Source organism: Candidatus Sericytochromatia bacterium (assembly GCA_035285325.1).
In the GTDB taxonomy this organism is placed as follows: domain Bacteria; phylum Cyanobacteriota; class Sericytochromatia; order S15B-MN24; family JAQBPE01; genus JAYKJB01.
Genome location: JAYKJB010000067.1, coordinates 1 through 15,631, shown reverse-complemented (window position 1 = coordinate 15,631; position 15,631 = coordinate 1). Strand labels below are relative to the sequence as shown.

At 70.2% G+C, this 15,631-nt stretch carries 16 protein-coding genes; 8 read left to right on the top strand and 8 right to left on the bottom strand.

The genetic code is table 11. The features are described from left to right. Positions 1-41 precede the first annotated feature (41 nt). A complete protein-coding gene (locus VKP62_09495) occupies positions 42-1,694 on the top strand; it encodes a S8 family serine peptidase (protein MEB3197423.1) in 1,653 nt (550 codons plus the stop codon). Here VKP62_09495 and VKP62_09490 read toward each other — a convergent pair. Both VKP62_09490 and VKP62_09485 read right to left on the bottom strand, forming a co-directional pair. After that, positions 1,649-2,437 (bottom strand): single-stranded DNA-binding protein, encoded by a 789-nt coding sequence (locus VKP62_09490; GenBank protein MEB3197422.1) that lies wholly within the window; start codon positions 2,435-2,437, stop codon positions 1,649-1,651. The genes VKP62_09495 and VKP62_09490 overlap by 46 nt on opposite strands. A gap of 8 nt (positions 2,438-2,445) precedes the next feature. Next, positions 2,446-3,102, bottom strand: coding sequence for a hypothetical protein (locus tag VKP62_09485; GenBank protein ID MEB3197421.1), 657 nt, complete (start codon positions 3,100-3,102; stop codon positions 2,446-2,448). Positions 3,103-3,355: 253 nt separating this feature from the next. Here VKP62_09485 and VKP62_09480 point away from each other — a divergent pair, with 253 nt between their 5' ends. Next, positions 3,356-3,538, top strand: a complete 183-nt coding sequence (locus VKP62_09480; GenBank protein MEB3197420.1) for a hypothetical protein — start codon at positions 3,356-3,358, stop codon at positions 3,536-3,538. On the opposite strand, the gene VKP62_09475 is transcribed toward VKP62_09480, so the two are convergent. Next, entirely contained in the window at positions 3,535-4,902 is a 1,368-nt protein-coding gene (locus VKP62_09475) for an FAD/NAD(P)-binding protein (protein MEB3197419.1), read from the bottom strand. The two genes, VKP62_09480 and VKP62_09475, sit on opposite strands and share 4 nt — an antisense overlap. 195 nt (positions 4,903-5,097) lie before the next feature. Here VKP62_09475 and VKP62_09470 point away from each other — a divergent pair, with 195 nt between their 5' ends. From VKP62_09470 to VKP62_09450, 5 genes are read left to right on the top strand one after another with little or no spacing between them, the layout of a single operon-like run. Beyond that, entirely contained in the window at positions 5,098-5,904 is an 807-nt protein-coding gene (locus tag VKP62_09470) for an ABC transporter permease (GenBank protein ID MEB3197418.1), read from the top strand. Then, complete coding sequence (locus tag VKP62_09465; protein ID MEB3197417.1) at positions 5,894-7,183, top strand: ABC transporter ATP-binding protein; 1,290 nt, start codon at positions 5,894-5,896, stop codon at positions 7,181-7,183. Before VKP62_09470 ends, VKP62_09465 begins: the two co-directional genes overlap by 11 nt. Then, entirely contained in the window at positions 7,180-8,175 is a 996-nt protein-coding gene (locus VKP62_09460) for a class I SAM-dependent methyltransferase (protein ID MEB3197416.1), read from the top strand. Before VKP62_09465 ends, VKP62_09460 begins: the two co-directional genes overlap by 4 nt. Then, complete coding sequence (locus VKP62_09455; GenBank protein MEB3197415.1) at positions 8,172-10,211, top strand: HAD family hydrolase; 2,040 nt, start codon at positions 8,172-8,174, stop codon at positions 10,209-10,211. The genes VKP62_09460 and VKP62_09455 overlap by 4 nt, the downstream gene beginning before the upstream one ends. After that, complete coding sequence (locus VKP62_09450) at positions 10,208-11,413, top strand: glycosyltransferase (GenBank protein ID MEB3197414.1); 1,206 nt, start codon at positions 10,208-10,210, stop codon at positions 11,411-11,413. Before VKP62_09455 ends, VKP62_09450 begins: the two co-directional genes overlap by 4 nt. Here the strand turns inward: VKP62_09450 and VKP62_09445 are convergent. From VKP62_09445 to VKP62_09430, 4 genes are read right to left on the bottom strand one after another with little or no spacing between them, the layout of a single operon-like run. Continuing rightward, the gene (locus tag VKP62_09445; GenBank protein MEB3197413.1) at positions 11,410-11,808 is read right to left on the bottom strand and encodes a hypothetical protein; all 399 of its coding nucleotides are present in this window, start codon (positions 11,806-11,808) and stop codon (positions 11,410-11,412) included. The two genes, VKP62_09450 and VKP62_09445, sit on opposite strands and share 4 nt — an antisense overlap. Before the next feature lie 10 nt (positions 11,809-11,818). Then, positions 11,819-12,277: a hypothetical protein gene (locus VKP62_09440; GenBank protein ID MEB3197412.1), complete on the bottom strand. Its 459-nt coding sequence runs from the start codon at positions 12,275-12,277 to the stop codon at positions 11,819-11,821. A gap of 14 nt (positions 12,278-12,291) precedes the next feature. Next, positions 12,292-12,894 (bottom strand): YceI family protein, encoded by a 603-nt coding sequence (locus tag VKP62_09435; GenBank protein MEB3197411.1) that lies wholly within the window; start codon positions 12,892-12,894, stop codon positions 12,292-12,294. Between the two features lie 17 nt (positions 12,895-12,911). Continuing rightward, entirely contained in the window at positions 12,912-13,496 is a 585-nt protein-coding gene (locus VKP62_09430; protein ID MEB3197410.1) for a hypothetical protein, read from the bottom strand. Positions 13,497-13,778: 282 nt separating this feature from the next. Between VKP62_09430 and VKP62_09425 the strand changes: the two genes are divergently transcribed. Continuing rightward, positions 13,779-14,813 carry a PfkB family carbohydrate kinase gene (locus VKP62_09425; GenBank protein MEB3197409.1) on the top strand — a complete coding sequence of 345 codons (1,035 nt, stop codon included), beginning with the start codon at positions 13,779-13,781 and terminating at the stop codon, positions 14,811-14,813. 56 nt (positions 14,814-14,869) lie between these two features. On the opposite strand, the gene VKP62_09420 is transcribed toward VKP62_09425, so the two are convergent. Further along, complete coding sequence (locus tag VKP62_09420; GenBank protein ID MEB3197408.1) at positions 14,870-15,319, bottom strand: DoxX family protein; 450 nt, start codon at positions 15,317-15,319, stop codon at positions 14,870-14,872. Positions 15,320-15,631: the final 312 nt, after the last annotated feature.

Here is a 15,631-nt window from a genome sequence, read left to right as displayed (position 1 = left end):
CCTGCCAGATCTGGCATTCGAGCAAAGGAAATCCGTCCCCGATGCAACGACACGTTTCCCTCCTTCGAGACCGCCTGCCCGTGCTCCTCGCGCTGGCATTGACGGCCTGCCAGGCCCCCGGTCAGCTGCCGGCCGCCCGCCCCCCCGCCCAGGCCAGCGACACCAAGACGCCCCCCCTGGCGGGCCAGTATCGCCTGCAAGCGTTGGACGAGCCGCTCGATGTGGTCGTGCGTTACCGGGCCGATCGCCAGGCGCGGGCACGGGCCCTGGCCCAGCAGGTGCGCCAACTGCGCCTGGCCCGGGCCGAAATCCTGCGCAGTGGCAGCCTCACCCAGCGCGATGCCCTGCTGAGGGCGCTTCGCCAGGACCCCGCCGTGGCCTGGGCCGAACCCGACTACCGCTTTGCCATGAGCGAGAGCAACGACCCGCAATTGCCCAAGCAGTGGGCCATTCCGACGATCCGCGCTGAACAGGCCTGGCCCCAGGCCCAGGCCAGCGGCGTCACCGTGGCGGTGCTGGATACCGGGGTGGACCAGCGTCATCCCGACCTGCAGGGTCAGATCGTGGCCGGCAGCGACCTCGTCGATGGTGACCGCGACCCGCAAGACCAGCAGGGGCACGGCACCCACGTCGCCGGGACGATCGCGGCCCGCCTGAACAATGGCGTCGGCGTGGCCGGCGTCGCGCCACAGGCCAAGATCCTGGCCATCCGAGTGCTGGATGCCCAGGGTTCAGGCGCCATGTCCGACATTGCCGATGGCGTGCTCGCCGCCGTCGACGCGGGCGCTCGGGTCATCAACCTGAGCCTGGGCGGTTCGTCCGATGGCCAGACCCTGCGAGCCGCCATCGAACGGGCCCAGCAGGCCGGTGTGCTGGTGGTGGCGGCGGCCGGCAACGAGGGCAGTGAGAGCCTCAGCTACCCGGCAGCCTACCCCGGCGTGGTGTCCGTCGGCGCCAGCACGGCCAAAGACACGCGCGCCAGCTTTTCCAATTTCGGTCGCTGGGTCCAGATCGCCGCCCCCGGCGATCGCATCCTCAGCACCCAGCTCGGCGGCGGTTACGTGTCGCTGAGCGGCACCAGCATGGCCAGCCCGCACGTCGCCGCCGTGGCGGCTCAGGTGCGCGCCCTGCGACCAGACTGGGGCCTGGCACAGGTTCGCTCAACCCTGCTGAGCACCGGGCAGCCGGTCCGGGGTTTCGAAGCCAACCCCGCGCTGCGCCGCCTCGACGCCTGGGCCGCCGTGCAGGCCGCCTCGGGCAGTCCGACGCCGCTCCCCACGACGGAACCCTCCCCCAGCCCGCTGCCGACGCCTGAGAGCCCCCGGCCGACCCCCCCCGCGCAGGAACCAGCGCCCTCGCCCAGCCCGGTGGCCCCTCGGCCCACCCCCGTGGTCCGCCCCACCGCCCCGCCCGAACCCGATCTTCGGCTCGAAGCGATCCGCGCCATGGCTTCCGGCACGCGGGCCCGCATTCGCTGGCGCACCAACCTGCCCGCCCGAGGTGAGGTCCGGTACGGCGAAGGCGCAGAGCTGGAGCAACGCAGCCCCACGGAGGGGGGCCAACCGAGGCGTCAGCAGCAGGTGCGCCTGGCCGGCCTCAAGCCCTGGACGATCTACCAGTATCGCGTCCACGCCGTGAGCCCGGCTGGTCAGGAGGTGGTCGGGCCGCTCGAGAGCTTCCGCACCGGCTGGTGAGCGGCCGCCGCAGGGCTCAGGCCAAGCGCGGCCAGCTCCTCCAGAAACAAGGCCTCCCAGCCACGGTTGGCGGCCGGACTGGCCGGGCTCGGATGGCTGACGCGGCCGATGCCAAGCGCCATGCCCGCCAGGGCATGGCGCGCCCGGGCTTCGGCGAAATGGCCCACGCCAATCACCCAGGCCGGTTCCAGCAATTCCACGACCCGCCGCATATGGCGATCGCAGACGGCCAGCAAGGGGGCGCGTTCGCGAACCGGTAACTGATCCGGCGTACGGTTGCGGCCGCTCGCCTCCAGGAACATCAGGGGACAGTAGTTGAGCACCAGATGGTCCTCGAAGAAGGCATCGGCGTCTCCGAAGGCACGGGCGATCGCCCCCCACCAGCGCCGCCCCGAGACCTCGCTGCGGGGACAGGCAAAGCCCAGCACCGGACGCGCCGGATGGGGGCTGAGGGGCGCTCCGACCGGCTGTTCGAGCCCCAGAAAGTCTCGCACGGAGGCGATTTCCCCGAAAGGCACACCCGTCTGTGCCATTCCGTAGGGGCCCGGGTTCATCCCCCAAAAAAGCACCCGCTTGCGACCCTGCCCGTAGCGTTCAAGGTAGGCCAGGTGGCAGGAGCGGGCGTATTCCAAGGGGTTGTAGACGTGGGTGACAGGGGGCGCGAAAGACAAGCCCTGCACCGCGTGGGACAGTTCCGCGGCGGCCTGTTGCAGCGCAAGCGATACCGGATGCGAGGCAGCCAAGCGAGTCGCTAACCAGCGGCGAGAAGGGCGTCCAGTTCGGTGGTGGCGGCCCCCATCGCCTCTGTGAACTGCGCCATCTGATATTCCCCCGTCGAGATGTCCTGGGTCATGCGCACCACCTGGTCTTCCAACCCCTTGATCCTGGCTTTGAGACTGGCGATCAGTTCAGGCGATGCCTTGGCATTAATCGCTGCGCTCAGCTTGCCCCGCATCACCGCCAGCTTCCCTTGCAGTACGCCCAATTGCTTGCCCAGTTTCTGCAGGCGCAGACCGAGGGTCGCCATCTTGACTTTCAGCTTGGCGATGAGTTGCCTCAAGGTCTCAATTCGGTTCTTGCGCCGCCAGGCGGCACGGGCTCGCTCCGCCCGGGCAGCGGACTCGGTGGGATCGGTCTCAGACAGCGAATCGGTGCCGCGGCGCCAATCGGTGGTTTCATCGGCACCGGCCACTGCCGCATTCAGGCCGTCCCAGATCGAATTGCCATCCACCGCCACCATCCCCTGGCGGGTCCTGCGAAGGGCCGGCCCGGCGGATGGACGGGGGCGCGGCGGCGGAGGCGGGAGACGTTCCAACACGGCAGGATCGAGCGGGCGCGTTCCCACCGGCGATGGTGGAAGATTCATCAACGGAGCGGTCACGGAGCCAACCGGAGCCACGGGGTCCATTGCATCTCCTCCCGACAATCGGGCCAAGCAGCTGGCAAACGCCTCGTTCGCAAGCCCGAAGGTCCCTCTGCTGGTCGCTTACCCTGAAACATCGCGCTTCAATCCACTCGCTCGGGACGGCCCCCCAGAATTCACTCGCGCACCCTTGGCCATTTCAGCCAGGCAGCTTCGTCGGTTTGCATGATGGCCAAGCCATGAAGCCCGCCTATCGTCAAAACCGTCCCCCCGCGCGTCACTGCAGGAGGTATGCGCCATGACCAACGAATATCTGTCTTATGCCGTTCCTGCCCAGGCGGCCCCGTCCCCGTGCAGCGATCCGCGCGATGCCCGCGCGGCCTTTTTCTGGGAACTGGAACTGGCTGAACTGAGGAGCCTGGTGCCGCAGGCCTTCCCGCTGGAAGCGGTGGGCCTGACGCCGGCCCCCCTGAGGGGCTAGCCAGGCAGCAGCGCGTGGGCGATCGCCGCGGCCTGTCGGGCCAGTTCCGGCACCGCGGTCGACTCCCACGCGCCCCCCTTGCGCAGCGGGCCCAGGGCCCACAGTCCCCGAGATGGTAAGCCGTCCTCGTCCCGCAGACAGCCCACCTCATCCACGTCGAGCCCGAGATGCAACGGGTCGAGGCGCGCCAGGCCGGTGCCCAGCAGGTCGAGCACCAGCGGGTGACGGTTACGTCGGTGGTTGCCATCCGGCCCCGTGCAGACCACCACCCGCGAGACCTGCCGGGATTCCAGGCCGTGGGGCGATCGCCATTCCACCGTGACCGCCTCACCGCTCGGGCGCAAGCGCTGCACGCGCGCCGGTTGCACCACCAGGCGCCCCTCGGCGCGGGCGCGTTCAAAGGCCGCCGCCACCGGCGGCGCCAGGCGCTGCCGATGCTGCTCCCACCAGCCCTTGGCGTGGCGCAGGAAGCGCCGCCGCTCGACCAGCGGCAAGCGCTGCCAGAGCGCGTTCAGGTCAGGGCGCCAGCTGTCCAGCACGGCCTGCCAGCTGGCTCCGCGCTGCGCCTCCCAGGCCACCTGGGCGCGCAGCTGGCGACACAGCTGCGACATCCGGGTGGGCAACGCCGCCACATCCAGGCCGCCCCCCACCCCCACCACCTGCCAGGCGGGCGGCACCTGACCGCGCCGAGATAGCAAGGTGACCCGTCCCGCCTCCGAACGACCCAGCAAGCGGAGCGCCACGTCGATAGCCGTCAGGCCCGTGCCGAGCAGCAACGCCTCCTCCCCGGCGGGCAGGGGCCGCGTGGCCGAGGGCGCCCAGGGATCCGGCTCGAACCAGGGCGCCTGTTCCGGCCACGTCAGCCCCCAGGCTCCGGACCCGGGCGGTCGCAAGCCCAGCGCGAGCACCACCTGCTCGACATTCAGGCAGGCCCCATCCGCCAGGCGCAGGCGAAACCCGCCCGGCTCGGGCAAGAGGCCCACCACTTCCCCCGGTACGACTCGGAAGCGGGCCGGCGAGGCCTCGACCGCTTCGTTCAGACGCGAAACCAGGTAGTCGCCGTAGGTGCCGCGCGGCAGAAACGCCCGGGCGTCAGCCTCCCCGCCGGCGGCTGCCCACCAGCGAAGCAGGTCCTGAGGGTCCTGCGGGTCCAGGCTCATCTCGCCGGCCGGCGTGTTCAGCAGATGCAACGGGTCGCGCGTGGCATAAGCCACGCCGCGTCCGAGCGCCGCCGGCTGACGTTCGATCAGGGTCAGCTCGAGCGCGTGCTCGGGCGCGGCAAGGCGGAGCAACTGCCACGCCACCGCCGTGCCGCTGAAGCCGCCCCCGATGATCGCCACCCGCACCGTGTCTGTCGCCGCCATGCGGCCATGATGCGGGCTGGGGGGAGAGGCCGCAAGCGCGGCGCCAGCGGTGCTTGCCCTGCTGGATCAAACGTGGGATCGTGAAACGCCCGCCGAGCTTCTCGGCACCGCACGGACCTCCTGTCGCATGTCTGGCTGCCCGATGCAGATGGCTTTCGATTCTCCAGGCGCCACCGCTGGCGCAGGCGCCCGGCCATGACCGCCCGGCGCGATCGCCCGCCGCCCCCCTGGCGGCACCTGCCCCTGCTCGCCCAGCTGGTTCGCCGCGATGTGGCGGCTCGCTATCGCGGCAGCTGGCTGGGGCTGGGCTGGTCCCTGCTGCAGCCGCTGCTGCTGCTGGCGGTCTACACCTTCGTCTTCGGGATGGTCTTTCCGTCCCGCTGGCCCCAGGCCATGCCGGGGCAGGCGGGTTTTGCCGCCGCGCTGTATTGCGGCCTGCTGCCGTTTAGCGTGCTGGCCGAGTGCCTGGCGCGCGCGCCAGGACTCGTGCTGAACCATCCGAACTATGTGAAAAAGGTGGTCTTTCCGCTGGCGCTCCTGGCCTGGGTGCCGCTGGGCACGGCCCTGTACCACGCGGGGCTTGGCTTGCTGCTGCTGCTCGCCTATCTGAGCCTGACCCGGGCGGGCCTGGGACCCGCGTTGCTGACGCTGCCCCTGCTGCTCGTGCCCTTGGCGGGCCTGTGCCTCGGCTGCGGCTGGGGGCTTTCGGCCCTCGGCATCTACCTGCGCGACGTGGGTCAGGTGGTGGGGCTGGGGACCACCCTGCTGCTGTTCCTCTCCCCGGTCTTCTATCCGCTCGCGGCCGTGCCCGTGCCCTATCGCGATTGGCTGGCGCTCAACCCGCTCACCGCGCTGATCGAACAGACGCGGGCGATCGTCCTGTGGCAGCAATGGCCGGATCCCGGCAGCGTCGGGGCGCTCTGGCTGGGGTCCGGCCTGATCGCCGCGGCCGGTTACGCCTTTTTTGAACGCACCCGGCGAGGGTTCGCGGATGTCCTGTGAACCAGCCGGCGCGGCCAGCCCCCCCGTGATCCGCGTCCACGGGCTAGGCAAACGTTACCGCCTGCAAGCGCCCGGCCTCGCGCGGCTCAAGGAGGTGCTGTGGGGGGACGGCGGAGCCTCGCCGCACGATTTCTGGGCCCTGCGTGACGTGAGTTTTTCGGCGCAGCGGGGCGAGACGCTGGCGCTGATCGGACGCAACGGCAGCGGCAAGAGCACCCTGTTGCAGCTCTTGGTGGGCACGCTGGCGCCCTCGGAAGGCACCGCCGAGGTCGGCGGGCGGGTGGCCGCCTTGCTGGAACTCGGTGCCGGTTTCAACCCGGACTTCACGGGGCGGGAAAACGTTCAGTTGAATGCGGCCCTGCTCGGGCTCGGGCCGGATGAACTGGCGGCCGAATTCGAGGCGATCGCGGCCTTCGCCGAGATCGGGGACTTCCTCGACCAGCCCGTGCGCACCTACTCCAGCGGCATGCTGGTCCGGTTGGCCTTCGCGGTGGCCGTGCACACCCGTCCCGAGGTGCTGATCATCGATGAGGCGCTGGCCGTGGGCGACTTCCTGTTCCAGCAGAAATGCTTTCATCACCTGGAGACGGTCCTGGCCGGCTGCACCAAGCTGCTGGTCACGCACGACATGGCGGCCGTGGCGCGCCTGGCCGACCGGGCGCTGGTGCTGGAAGGGGGCCGCGTGGTGTTCGCGGGCGGCCCCTCGGATGCCATCACGGCCTACCAGCGACGGTGCCGCGGGCTGAGCCGGCCAGCCTCCCCCGCGATGCCCCCCGCGCCTGCTCCGACCGCCCTGAGCGAGAGCTGGGAGGCCATTCCCGAGTCCCGCCGCAGCGGCCGACAGCAGGCCCGCATCACGGCCTTTGCCTGTGCGGTGGGCGGGGATCCGACCCGCCGCCGCGTGGCCCCGGGCGAGCGCGTCAGCTGGCGGGTGCGGCTGGAACTCGACGCACCGCTGACAGCCCCCATCCTCGGCTACCAGGCGCAAGACCGCTTCGGTACCGTGCTGTTCGGCGACAACACGGCCTCATGGCCCCAGCCGCTGGCGCCTCTGCCCGCCGGCCAGCACGAACTGGCTTTCAGCCTGCGCTGGCCGACCATCGCGCCCGATCGGGTCGGCCTGACCTTCGGCCTGGGCGACGGTCAGGACGCGCTCCACCACCAGATCGAATGTTGGGCCCACAATGTGGTCGTGCTGGAGAATGACCCGGGCGTGCCGGTTCACGGCCTGTTCAACGTGCCCTTGGAAGCCCTGACCGAGGCGGAGTACCCCGCATGAGCGAACGTCCCTGGCGCTGCCACGCCGCCTGCTTCGAGGCCGACCAGCTCAACCCCATGCTGGCCGTCTCGCCCTGGGCCGGCCATCGCGCCTTCGTGTACGACTGGGTCGTCTGGATGCGCCCGCGCACGCTGGTGGAACTGGGCAGCCATTACGGCTGCTCGCTGTTCACCTTCGCCCAGGCCGCCAAGGACCACCGCCTCGACCTGGCGATCACGGCCGTCGACACCTGGGCTGGCGATGCCCACACGGGCCCCTACGACGCGTCCGTTTTCGCGCTGGTCGAACGCACCCGCCAGGCTCACTTTGCCGACCTGTCGCTGCAGCTACGCCGCGAAAGCTTCGCCGCGGCTCGGGCCGGCGTGCCGCCCGGCAGTGTGGACCTGCTGCATCTGGATGGGTGCCACGACTACGCGGCCACGCGGGCGGATGACGAGGCCTGGCGCGACGCCCTCGCGCCGGACGGGGTGATCCTGTTCCACGACGTGGCGCCCGACTGCGGCTACGGCTCGGCCCGCTACTGGGCCGAGCTGCGCGCGCAGCATCCGCATCTGGAATTTCTACAGCACAGCTACGGGCTCGGGCTGCTGTTCCCCAAGGGCGATCGCCGGCTGCGCGACTTCATCCAAACCGGCGCTGCCGACTGGCTCGAATACTACCGGCATCAGGCCGAGGCCGCCCTGCTGGGCCGGCAGGTGCAGGATCAGGCACACCAGCTGGAGGCGCGCTGGGGGATCATGCAGCGGATGGAGGCCATGATCCAGGACCGCGACGCGGCGATCGCCTCCCAGGCGCGCCTGCTGGAGGAGCGCTGGGGGGTCATGCAGCGGATGGAGGCCATGATCCAGGACCGCGACGGGGCGATCGCCAGCCAGGCACGCCTGCTGGAGGAACGCTGGGCCATCATGCAGCAGCTGGAGGCCCTGATCCAGGAGCGCGACGCGGCCCTGGCTGCGCGGCGCCTGGGGCCTTCCCCGGGGGGGCACGCGTGAACCGGTCGGCCGACCAGCCAGCAGGGCAGCCCCTGGCGACCCAGCTGCCCGAGGCGCGCCCGGAGTGGCTCTGCCTGGACCTGTTCGACACGCTGCTGGCGCGCCGGGTCCATCCGGAGGACGTGAAGCGGCTCGTGTGCGAGCGGTTGAGCCGGATCCTGCCGCTGGGCCTCGATGGGGGGGCCCTCTATGCCCGGCGCGCCGCGCTGGAGCGCCGGCTGTGCGAGGCCAACCAGGCACGCGGGCTCGACTTGGAGTTCAGCCTGCCGGAGGCGCTGCGGGCGCTCTGGGAGGCCCTGCCGCCGGGGGCCGGCGTGTCGCAGGCGCAGTTTCTGGCCTGGGGCGAGGCGCTGGAAGTGACGACGGAGTGCGCCCTGACCATCCCCGACCCGGAAGGCCTGGCGCTGCTGCAGCAGGCCCGCCAGGAAGGGCTGCCCTGCTGCCTGGTCAGCGACTTTTACATGCCGGCCCCCTGGCTGCGGCAGCTGCTGGGCTTCCACGACCTCGAGCGGCATTTCCACCACGTCATCGTCTCCGCCGATACCGGCTTGACCAAGCGCAGCGGACGCCAGTGGCCGGGGGTGATCGCGGCCTTGCAAGCCCCCCCGGCGCAGCTGGTGATGGTGGGCGACAACGCCGAGGCCGATTTCGAGAACGCCCGCGCCCACGGCCTGCAGGCCGTGCATCTGGATCGGCGCGCGCGCCAGGCCGACTACGCCGCCTGGTCCCGGGCCGCGCGGGCCCCGCGCGCCGGTGCCGCCCTGATCGCCGAGGCGCTGGCCCCGACCGAGGGCTCGGTCTTCCCGGAACTGGCCCTGTCGCTGTTCTGCTTCACCGAGGCGCTCGCGGACCGCTTGCTGCGCGACGGCGTGCGGGACGTCTTCTTTCTGGCACGCGAGGGGCAGCTGCTCAAGCGCCTGTTCGACGCCTATCAGGCCCGCCGTTACCCGCAGGCGCCCTTCGCGATCCGCAGCCACTACCTGGAGGCCTCGCGGCGCGCCACCTTCCTGCCCTCGCTCGGGCCGCTCGAACACGAGACCTTCGAGACCCTGTTCCGCCAGTATCGCCGCATCTCCCCGCTGGAATTTCTGCAGAGCCTGGGGCTGGAGGCGGAATGGCCCGACTGGGGCGACCCGCCAGGCCTGGACTGGACGCGGCGCGAGGCGGATTTCCCCAGCAGCGAGGCCTGGGCGCGCCTGCGGGCGCTGCCGGCCTTCCAGGCGGCCTATGCCCGGGCCCGGGCAGCCAGCCAGGCCGGCCTGAGCGCCTACCTGGCCGGCTTTGCCCGGCAGCAAGCCGACGAGCGGCTGGTGCTGGTGGACGTCGGCTGGAAGGGCACGATCCAGGATCATCTGAGCCGCTTCCTGGCCCAGGCACCCGAGCTGGGTTTCCGCCAGGTCACGGGCTACTACCTCGGCCTGGTGGCCCCGGGCGCGGCCGGCCCGGGCAACGAGAAGCACGGCTTGCTGTTCGATCTGAACCAGGGGAGCGCGCCCCAAGCGGCCGTGTTCAATGAGAATCGTGCCCTCTTCGAGGTGGCGCTCGGCGCCGATCACGGTGCAGCCAGCGGCTACGCGCGGGGCGAGGACGGTCGTGGCCTGGTGCGGCGCAGCCCCTTCGAGGAGGCCGCACTGTACCAGCAACGGGTAGCCCCCCTGCAAGCGCAGCTCGTGAGCCGTTTCAACCGGCTGGACGAGGACCTGCAACGCCAGATCTACGCCCCGGACTGGTTGTACGCCGAAACCACGCGCCACCACGCCCGCATGGTGTTTGCGGCCACGCCCGCGGAGCGTCACTGGTTCCAGACGATCTTTCACCTCGAAAATTTCGGCGTCTTCGAACGGAGCCATTTCGATCAGGGCGAAACGGGCCACACGCTGCTCGCGCAAGCGCGATTCGCCTGGCAGCTGCTGCGGACACGCCCCCGCGGCGAGCTGGGCTTCTGGCCCTGGCTGCGCTGTCGGGAGCGCGGCGGGGCCTGGCTGGCAACCCTCTATCGCTGGTACCGCCTGCGCCCGGAGGTCCTGCGCCGGTGAGGATCGCCTTTTTCATCGGCTCCATCGATATCAGTGGCGGCACCTACGTGATCCTGCAGCACGCGCTGGCCGCCGTGGCGGAGGGCCACAGCGTGACGCTGGTGGCGCTGCTGCCCTACACGCCGGCCATGCGCGACTGGCACCCGGCCTTGCGGCAATTGCCGCTGTTCCCGCTCGCGGCGCTGGCCGAGACCCAGTTCGACCTGGCGATCGCCACCTGGTGGAAGACCGCGCTGGAGCTGCATCGCATCCCGGCCAAGCGCTATGCCTATTTCGTCCAGTCGATCGAGTCGCGCTTCTACCCCCCGGAGGAGCGGCCGCTGCGCCGGCTGGTGGAGGCCACTTACGACTGGGGCCTGCCCGGCATCACCGAAGCCAGCTGGATCCAAGCCCACCTGGCCAGGCAGCACAACCAGCCGCTGGCCCTGGCGCCGAACGGGGTGCGCAAGGACCTGTACCGGCCCGAGGGGCCGAGCGCCGCGCCGCGCCTGCCGCCCGGCCGGCTGCGCGTGCTGGTGGAAGGCCCCTTCGGCGTGCCCTTCAAGAACGTCGGGCGCACGCTGGCGCTCATGCGCCAGGCCAGGGTCGCGGAAACCTGGCTGCTCACCGCCAGCGACCTGCCCGCCTTCCCGGGCGTGGCGCGCCTGTTTTCGCGCGTGCCGATCGCGGCGGTCGCGCCCATTTACCGGGCCTGCGACGTGCTCGTGAAACTGAGCCTGGTGGAGGGCATGTTCGGCCCGCCGCTGGAGATGTTCCACTGCGGCGGCACGGCCGTCGTCTACCAGGTGACCGGCCACGAGGAATACATCGTGCCCGAGCACAACGCCCTGGTGCTGCCCTGCCACGACGAGGCGGGCGTGGTGGCCGCCGTGCGGCGCCTGCAGGAAGACCCCGCCCTGCTGGGCCGCCTGCAACAGGGGGCGCTGGAAACGGCCGCGCGCTGGCCGGATTGGCCCGAGGCCTCGCAGACCTTCTGGCAGGGGCTGTTCAGCCGGCTGGCGCACCAGCCGAGCCCGGATCGCGCGGCACTGACCGAATGGTCGGACCAGGCCTGGCAAGCCTATGCCGAGGCCGAACGAGAGCGACTGGCGGCCGCGCCCGGGCTGCGCCTGCGGCAGGCGCTGCAGCAGCGCCTCGACCGCCTGCCGCGCGCCTGGAGCCTGCCGCTGCGGATGGGCAAGTACCTCTGGAGCGCGCGCTAGCGACCCCGCACGCCGGTGTGGAAGAGCGCCGTGGCCAGGGCCTGCCAGGCCAGCACGGCCGTGAAGGTGCGGTCGAACGAGAAGCCCTCGCCACTGCCGCGCACGCCATCCAGCAGGTGCAGCGCCACGTAGACGAAGCCCAGCCCGAGCAGCCAGCGGCCCCAGCGCGGCAGGCGATCGCCGATCGCCACGCTCAGGGCCTCGCCCGCCAGCACCTCGCGCTGCAAGGCCAGCACCAGCCCGACAAAAGCCAGCGCCGTCAGCGCGAACGCCAGCGCGAGCAGGCCCAGCTGGAGCCCATCCAGCGGCATGCGGCGAGACAGGCTGACGCCGTGCAGCCCGGCCGCCAGCAGGGCCGCCGTCCAGCCGGCGATCGCCAGACCGCGTGACCTCATCACGATGCGCTCAATTGTTCGGGGCGCCGGCGGCTTCCCAACGCTTGAGCGTGTCCACCTCTGCGGGGGAGAGCTTCGGCGCAGCCCCCTTGGGCATGCGACCGGTCGAGACGTTGCTGATCACCCGCGCCAGCTGACCCGTGACCCCCGCGTGACTGGCCTGCCCCGCGGCATCGAACGCCGTCCAGCTGCCGGCAGCGGAGCCACCAGCCGAGTGGCATCCGGCGCATGAGCGGCTGAGCACCGGGGCCACATCCGCCTTGAACGAGACCGCCACCGGGGCCGTCCCGGAGGCTGCGGAGGGGGTGGCCGGGGCCGCTCCCTGGGCGGGTGGTGCCGTGGGCGTCGCCACCGGCGCTGCAGCGGGCTTGTCAGCAGACGCGGCAGGCGTCGAGGGGGAGGGGGTGCAGGCCCACAGCGTCAACAGGCCGACGGCGGAAAGAAGCCAGGTGCGGGTGAACAAGGGCAAGTCCTCTTCTCGGATCAGGGTGACGGGTTGGCCGCGGCCGGATGGGCCACGCCGTGGACGACGACTTTCACGTTGTCCTCCACCGGATTGAACAGCAAGGAGGGGCGCGGGATGGCGTGCGCCGTCAGCGAGACGTCGAATTCGGCCTCCACCGTCACGCCGCCGGGGCGCGCCAGGGCCGTGAGCGGAATCGCCACGGGAAGACTCACCCCGTGCAAGCTCAGCTGGCCGTGGGCGACGCCGGCCACGCGCAGGGCATCGCCCACCGACGCGCGTTCCTTCTCTTCGAAGCGCTGCACCAGCAGGGTCGCCAGGGGAAACTTCTGCACCTCAAGGGTGGCTGCCGCGTTGCCGTCCCGGTTGGCATTGCCGCTGCGAAAGCTGATCAGCGGCAACTCCAGGGTCATGGGCGTCTGCAGACGGTCCTTGAGGACCACGATCCGCCCCTTCAGGCCGTGTGAGACGCCCTTGACCCGATGCAGTGGATGCACCAGGTGGTAGTCGATCGTGCTGTCCGCCCCGAAGGCATAGCTGGCATCCAGACTGGTCGCCTGCACGCTGGTCGCTGCGGCCAACCAGGCCGACAGGGCACACAAAACCATCGAGCGTTTGAACACGAGCGAGCTCCTTCCGGTTACTGACCGAACGCCACCAGCCCAGCCGACAGGGCCATCAGGCTGAGGGTCGACCAGGCCGCTACCCCATGGCGCGCCACCACGTCGCCACCGACGATCGCGCTGGTCAAGCCCAGCCCCACGGTGGTCAGCATCCCGGCGCCGTGGACCCAGGCCAGGTTGCGATGAAGATTGGCCGAGCTCCAGGGGTTATCTTCCGGGTAGAGGGTCTGCGGCGGCGTGGTGAAAGCCAGCGTGCCGGTGGCCAGGTAAAGCCCCGTGGTCAGACCCGCCATGGCCAGATGTACATCCCGCCATTCGCCGGCGGCGCCACCACGCGCGCGCCACCACCCCAGGCCAGCGGTGGCCGCCATGGCGCCCAGCGTGCCAAGCGCCAGGCCCTGGTGTAACTGCAGCTGTTGCCCGCGAATCGCCATCGCGTTGGGGTCGAACGCCGGGACCTCCGGCGTCGGTTGGGTGGCGGCCGTGGGCAGGTCAGCCGCCCGAGCAGGGGGCAATACCCCCCCAGCCAGGAGCAGCATCAGGGCCAGTGCGGCCCCCCCCCGATACAGCCCTCTAGGAAGCCACGCGCGGGAAAGCGACATCCAACAGCCCCTTCTGCACAGAACCCGATACCATGTCGAAGCCACGTGACGGGCGCTTGCCGCCACGAGACGCTTCATACCCGAGCCATTCGCTCCCGTGACACGGAAGGCATCTAAAGTCAGCGGCCTGCACGGCCAGCCAACGCACGGAGTGCCGAAGTGAGCCGGACGAGGTGGCCGACGCGCACGACCCCCTTGCCAGCGCCAAAGGCGCCTTGCTATGGTGCGGAGGTGTTCCCTGCCCCGCCGACCTCGACGAGGCCTCGCCACGAGAATCCGGTCATGCTTTTCAACCTTTCCACCGCCCGCTTCGATGCCTTGCTCTCGGCCTTCCCACGCGCGCGGGTCATGGTGGTGGGCGACCTGTTCGCCGACGAATACCTCAGCGGCGAGGTGGCGCGCATCTCCCGCGAGGCCCCGGTCCTGATCCTGAAACACCGGGAGAGCGTGGTCTATCCCGGAGGTGCGGCCAATGCCGCGGCCAACATCGCGAGCCTCGACGGCCAGGTGCAGATGGCCGGACTGGTCGGCGACGACACCATGGGGCCGAAGTTACGCGCCGTGCTGGAAGGACGAGGCGTCGGCACGGTGGCGACCCTGGTTGACCCGGCCCGCCCGACCACCACCAAGACCCGCATCTCGGCCTCCTCCCAGCAAAGCGTGACGCAGCAGATCGTGCGCATCGACCGCGAGGAACGGGGCCCGATGACCCCGGAACTGGAATCGGCCTTGCTGGCGGCGATCGAAGCTCGCCTGCCGCAGCTGGATGCCTTGCTGCTTTCGGATTACGGCAACGGCGTCCTCACGCCGCGCGTGATCGCGGGCGTGCTGGCCCTGGCCGAGCAGCACGGCACGATCGTCACGGTCGACTCTCAGGGCGACCTGGCGCGCTTCCCGGGCTCCTGGATCCTGACGCCCAATCAACCCGAAGCCGAGAACGTGGTCGGCTTTCCGATCACCGATGCCGACAGCCTGATGCGGGCCGGCCGTGACCTGCTGGCGGCGGCCGCCTCCCGCAGCATGCTGATCACGCGCGGCGGCAACGGCATGGCCCTGTTCGAGGCCGACGGCTCGGTGACGACCATTCCGGCCTTCAACCGCTCGGAGGTGTTCGACGTGACCGGCGCGGGCGACACGGTGGTGGGCACCCTGACGCTGGCCTTGGCCGCCGGGGCCAGCTTCAAGGAGGCGATCGTGATGGCGAACGTGGCCGCCAGCATCGTGGTGCGCCGTTTCGGGACGAGCGTCACCACGCGCGAGGAATTACAGGAAGCCTGGTCAGGCCTGCTGCTGCAACCAGACCTGCGACCCGCCTGACCTCTCCCGCCGGATACCCAGCAGCTCGCAGAGGCCTGCGAGCCGCACCCGGGCGTTCAGGTCAGGTACTTGCGCAGGCCGGGCGGCAGCAGTTCCGTGAGCGCCAGGCGCCCCGGTCCCGCCAGCAGAATCGCCAGGGCCATCATCAGCAAGGTGAAGTTGTATTCATAGCCCTTGTTGGCCATCGAAAAGCCATTCTGGCCGTGGACCAGGGCGATCGCCCCGCCCATGATGACCACCAGGCTCCCCGCGGAGAAACGGCTCAGGAATCCGACCAGCAGACCGAGCCCGCCGAAAAACTCCCCGATCGCGATCAGGTAGCCCAGCACGGGCCCAAAGCCGCCGATCAGCTGGGCCATGCCCGCACCATCGAACCAGCCGAACAGCTTCTGCGCACCGTGAAACATAAACACGGCGGCCAGGCCAAGCCGGACGCAGAGCAGACCCAGGTCGACCATGCTGACCAGCGGCGGGCGTGAGGCAGAAGTCAGGCTATGAGAGGGCATCGGGAAAAGGAACCTCGAAACAATGATGACAGCTTCATCATACCTGAAGCCAGGGTCCTCGGCGAGACGGGGGGGGGCAGCAAAGGGTCCGAGAGAAAGAAAAGCCTAAGAATAAATTAAGCAATGGTTATATAAGCGGGGGGCAAATGGCGCAGCTGATCGCCAAGAAGCGCCTCCCAAGACGCTTGTCGGGCGCACAGACACGAACAAGCGTGCGCTGGCCATGTGGGTGGCCCTCTCTTCATCATGACGCTGCGCCCTTCATCTGGAGATTGTCTCGTGCAAGCCCACTGGATCGATTACGCCATCCTG

Bases quoted from the DNA above. Each gene is read 5' to 3' on its own strand.
- VKP62_09495 (MEB3197423.1), top strand. From the start codon at position 42: ATGCAACGACACGTTTCCCTCCTTCGAGACCGCCTGCCCGTGCTCCTC.
- VKP62_09485 (MEB3197421.1), bottom strand. From the start codon at position 3,102: ATGGACCCCGTGGCTCCGGTTGGCTCCGTGACCGCTCCGTTGATGAAT.
- VKP62_09480 (MEB3197420.1), top strand. From the start codon at position 3,356: ATGACCAACGAATATCTGTCTTATGCCGTTCCTGCCCAGGCGGCCCCG.
- VKP62_09475 (MEB3197419.1), bottom strand. From the start codon at position 4,902: ATGGCGGCGACAGACACGGTGCGGGTGGCGATCATCGGGGGCGGCTTC.
- VKP62_09470 (MEB3197418.1), top strand. From the start codon at position 5,098: ATGACCGCCCGGCGCGATCGCCCGCCGCCCCCCTGGCGGCACCTGCCC.
- VKP62_09465 (MEB3197417.1), top strand. From the start codon at position 5,894: ATGTCCTGTGAACCAGCCGGCGCGGCCAGCCCCCCCGTGATCCGCGTC.
- VKP62_09460 (MEB3197416.1), top strand. From the start codon at position 7,180: ATGAGCGAACGTCCCTGGCGCTGCCACGCCGCCTGCTTCGAGGCCGAC.
- VKP62_09445 (MEB3197413.1), bottom strand. From the start codon at position 11,808: ATGAGGTCACGCGGTCTGGCGATCGCCGGCTGGACGGCGGCCCTGCTG.
- VKP62_09430 (MEB3197410.1), bottom strand. From the start codon at position 13,496: ATGTCGCTTTCCCGCGCGTGGCTTCCTAGAGGGCTGTATCGGGGGGGG.
- VKP62_09425 (MEB3197409.1), top strand. From the start codon at position 13,779: ATGCTTTTCAACCTTTCCACCGCCCGCTTCGATGCCTTGCTCTCGGCC.
- VKP62_09420 (MEB3197408.1), bottom strand. From the start codon at position 15,319: ATGCCCTCTCATAGCCTGACTTCTGCCTCACGCCCGCCGCTGGTCAGC.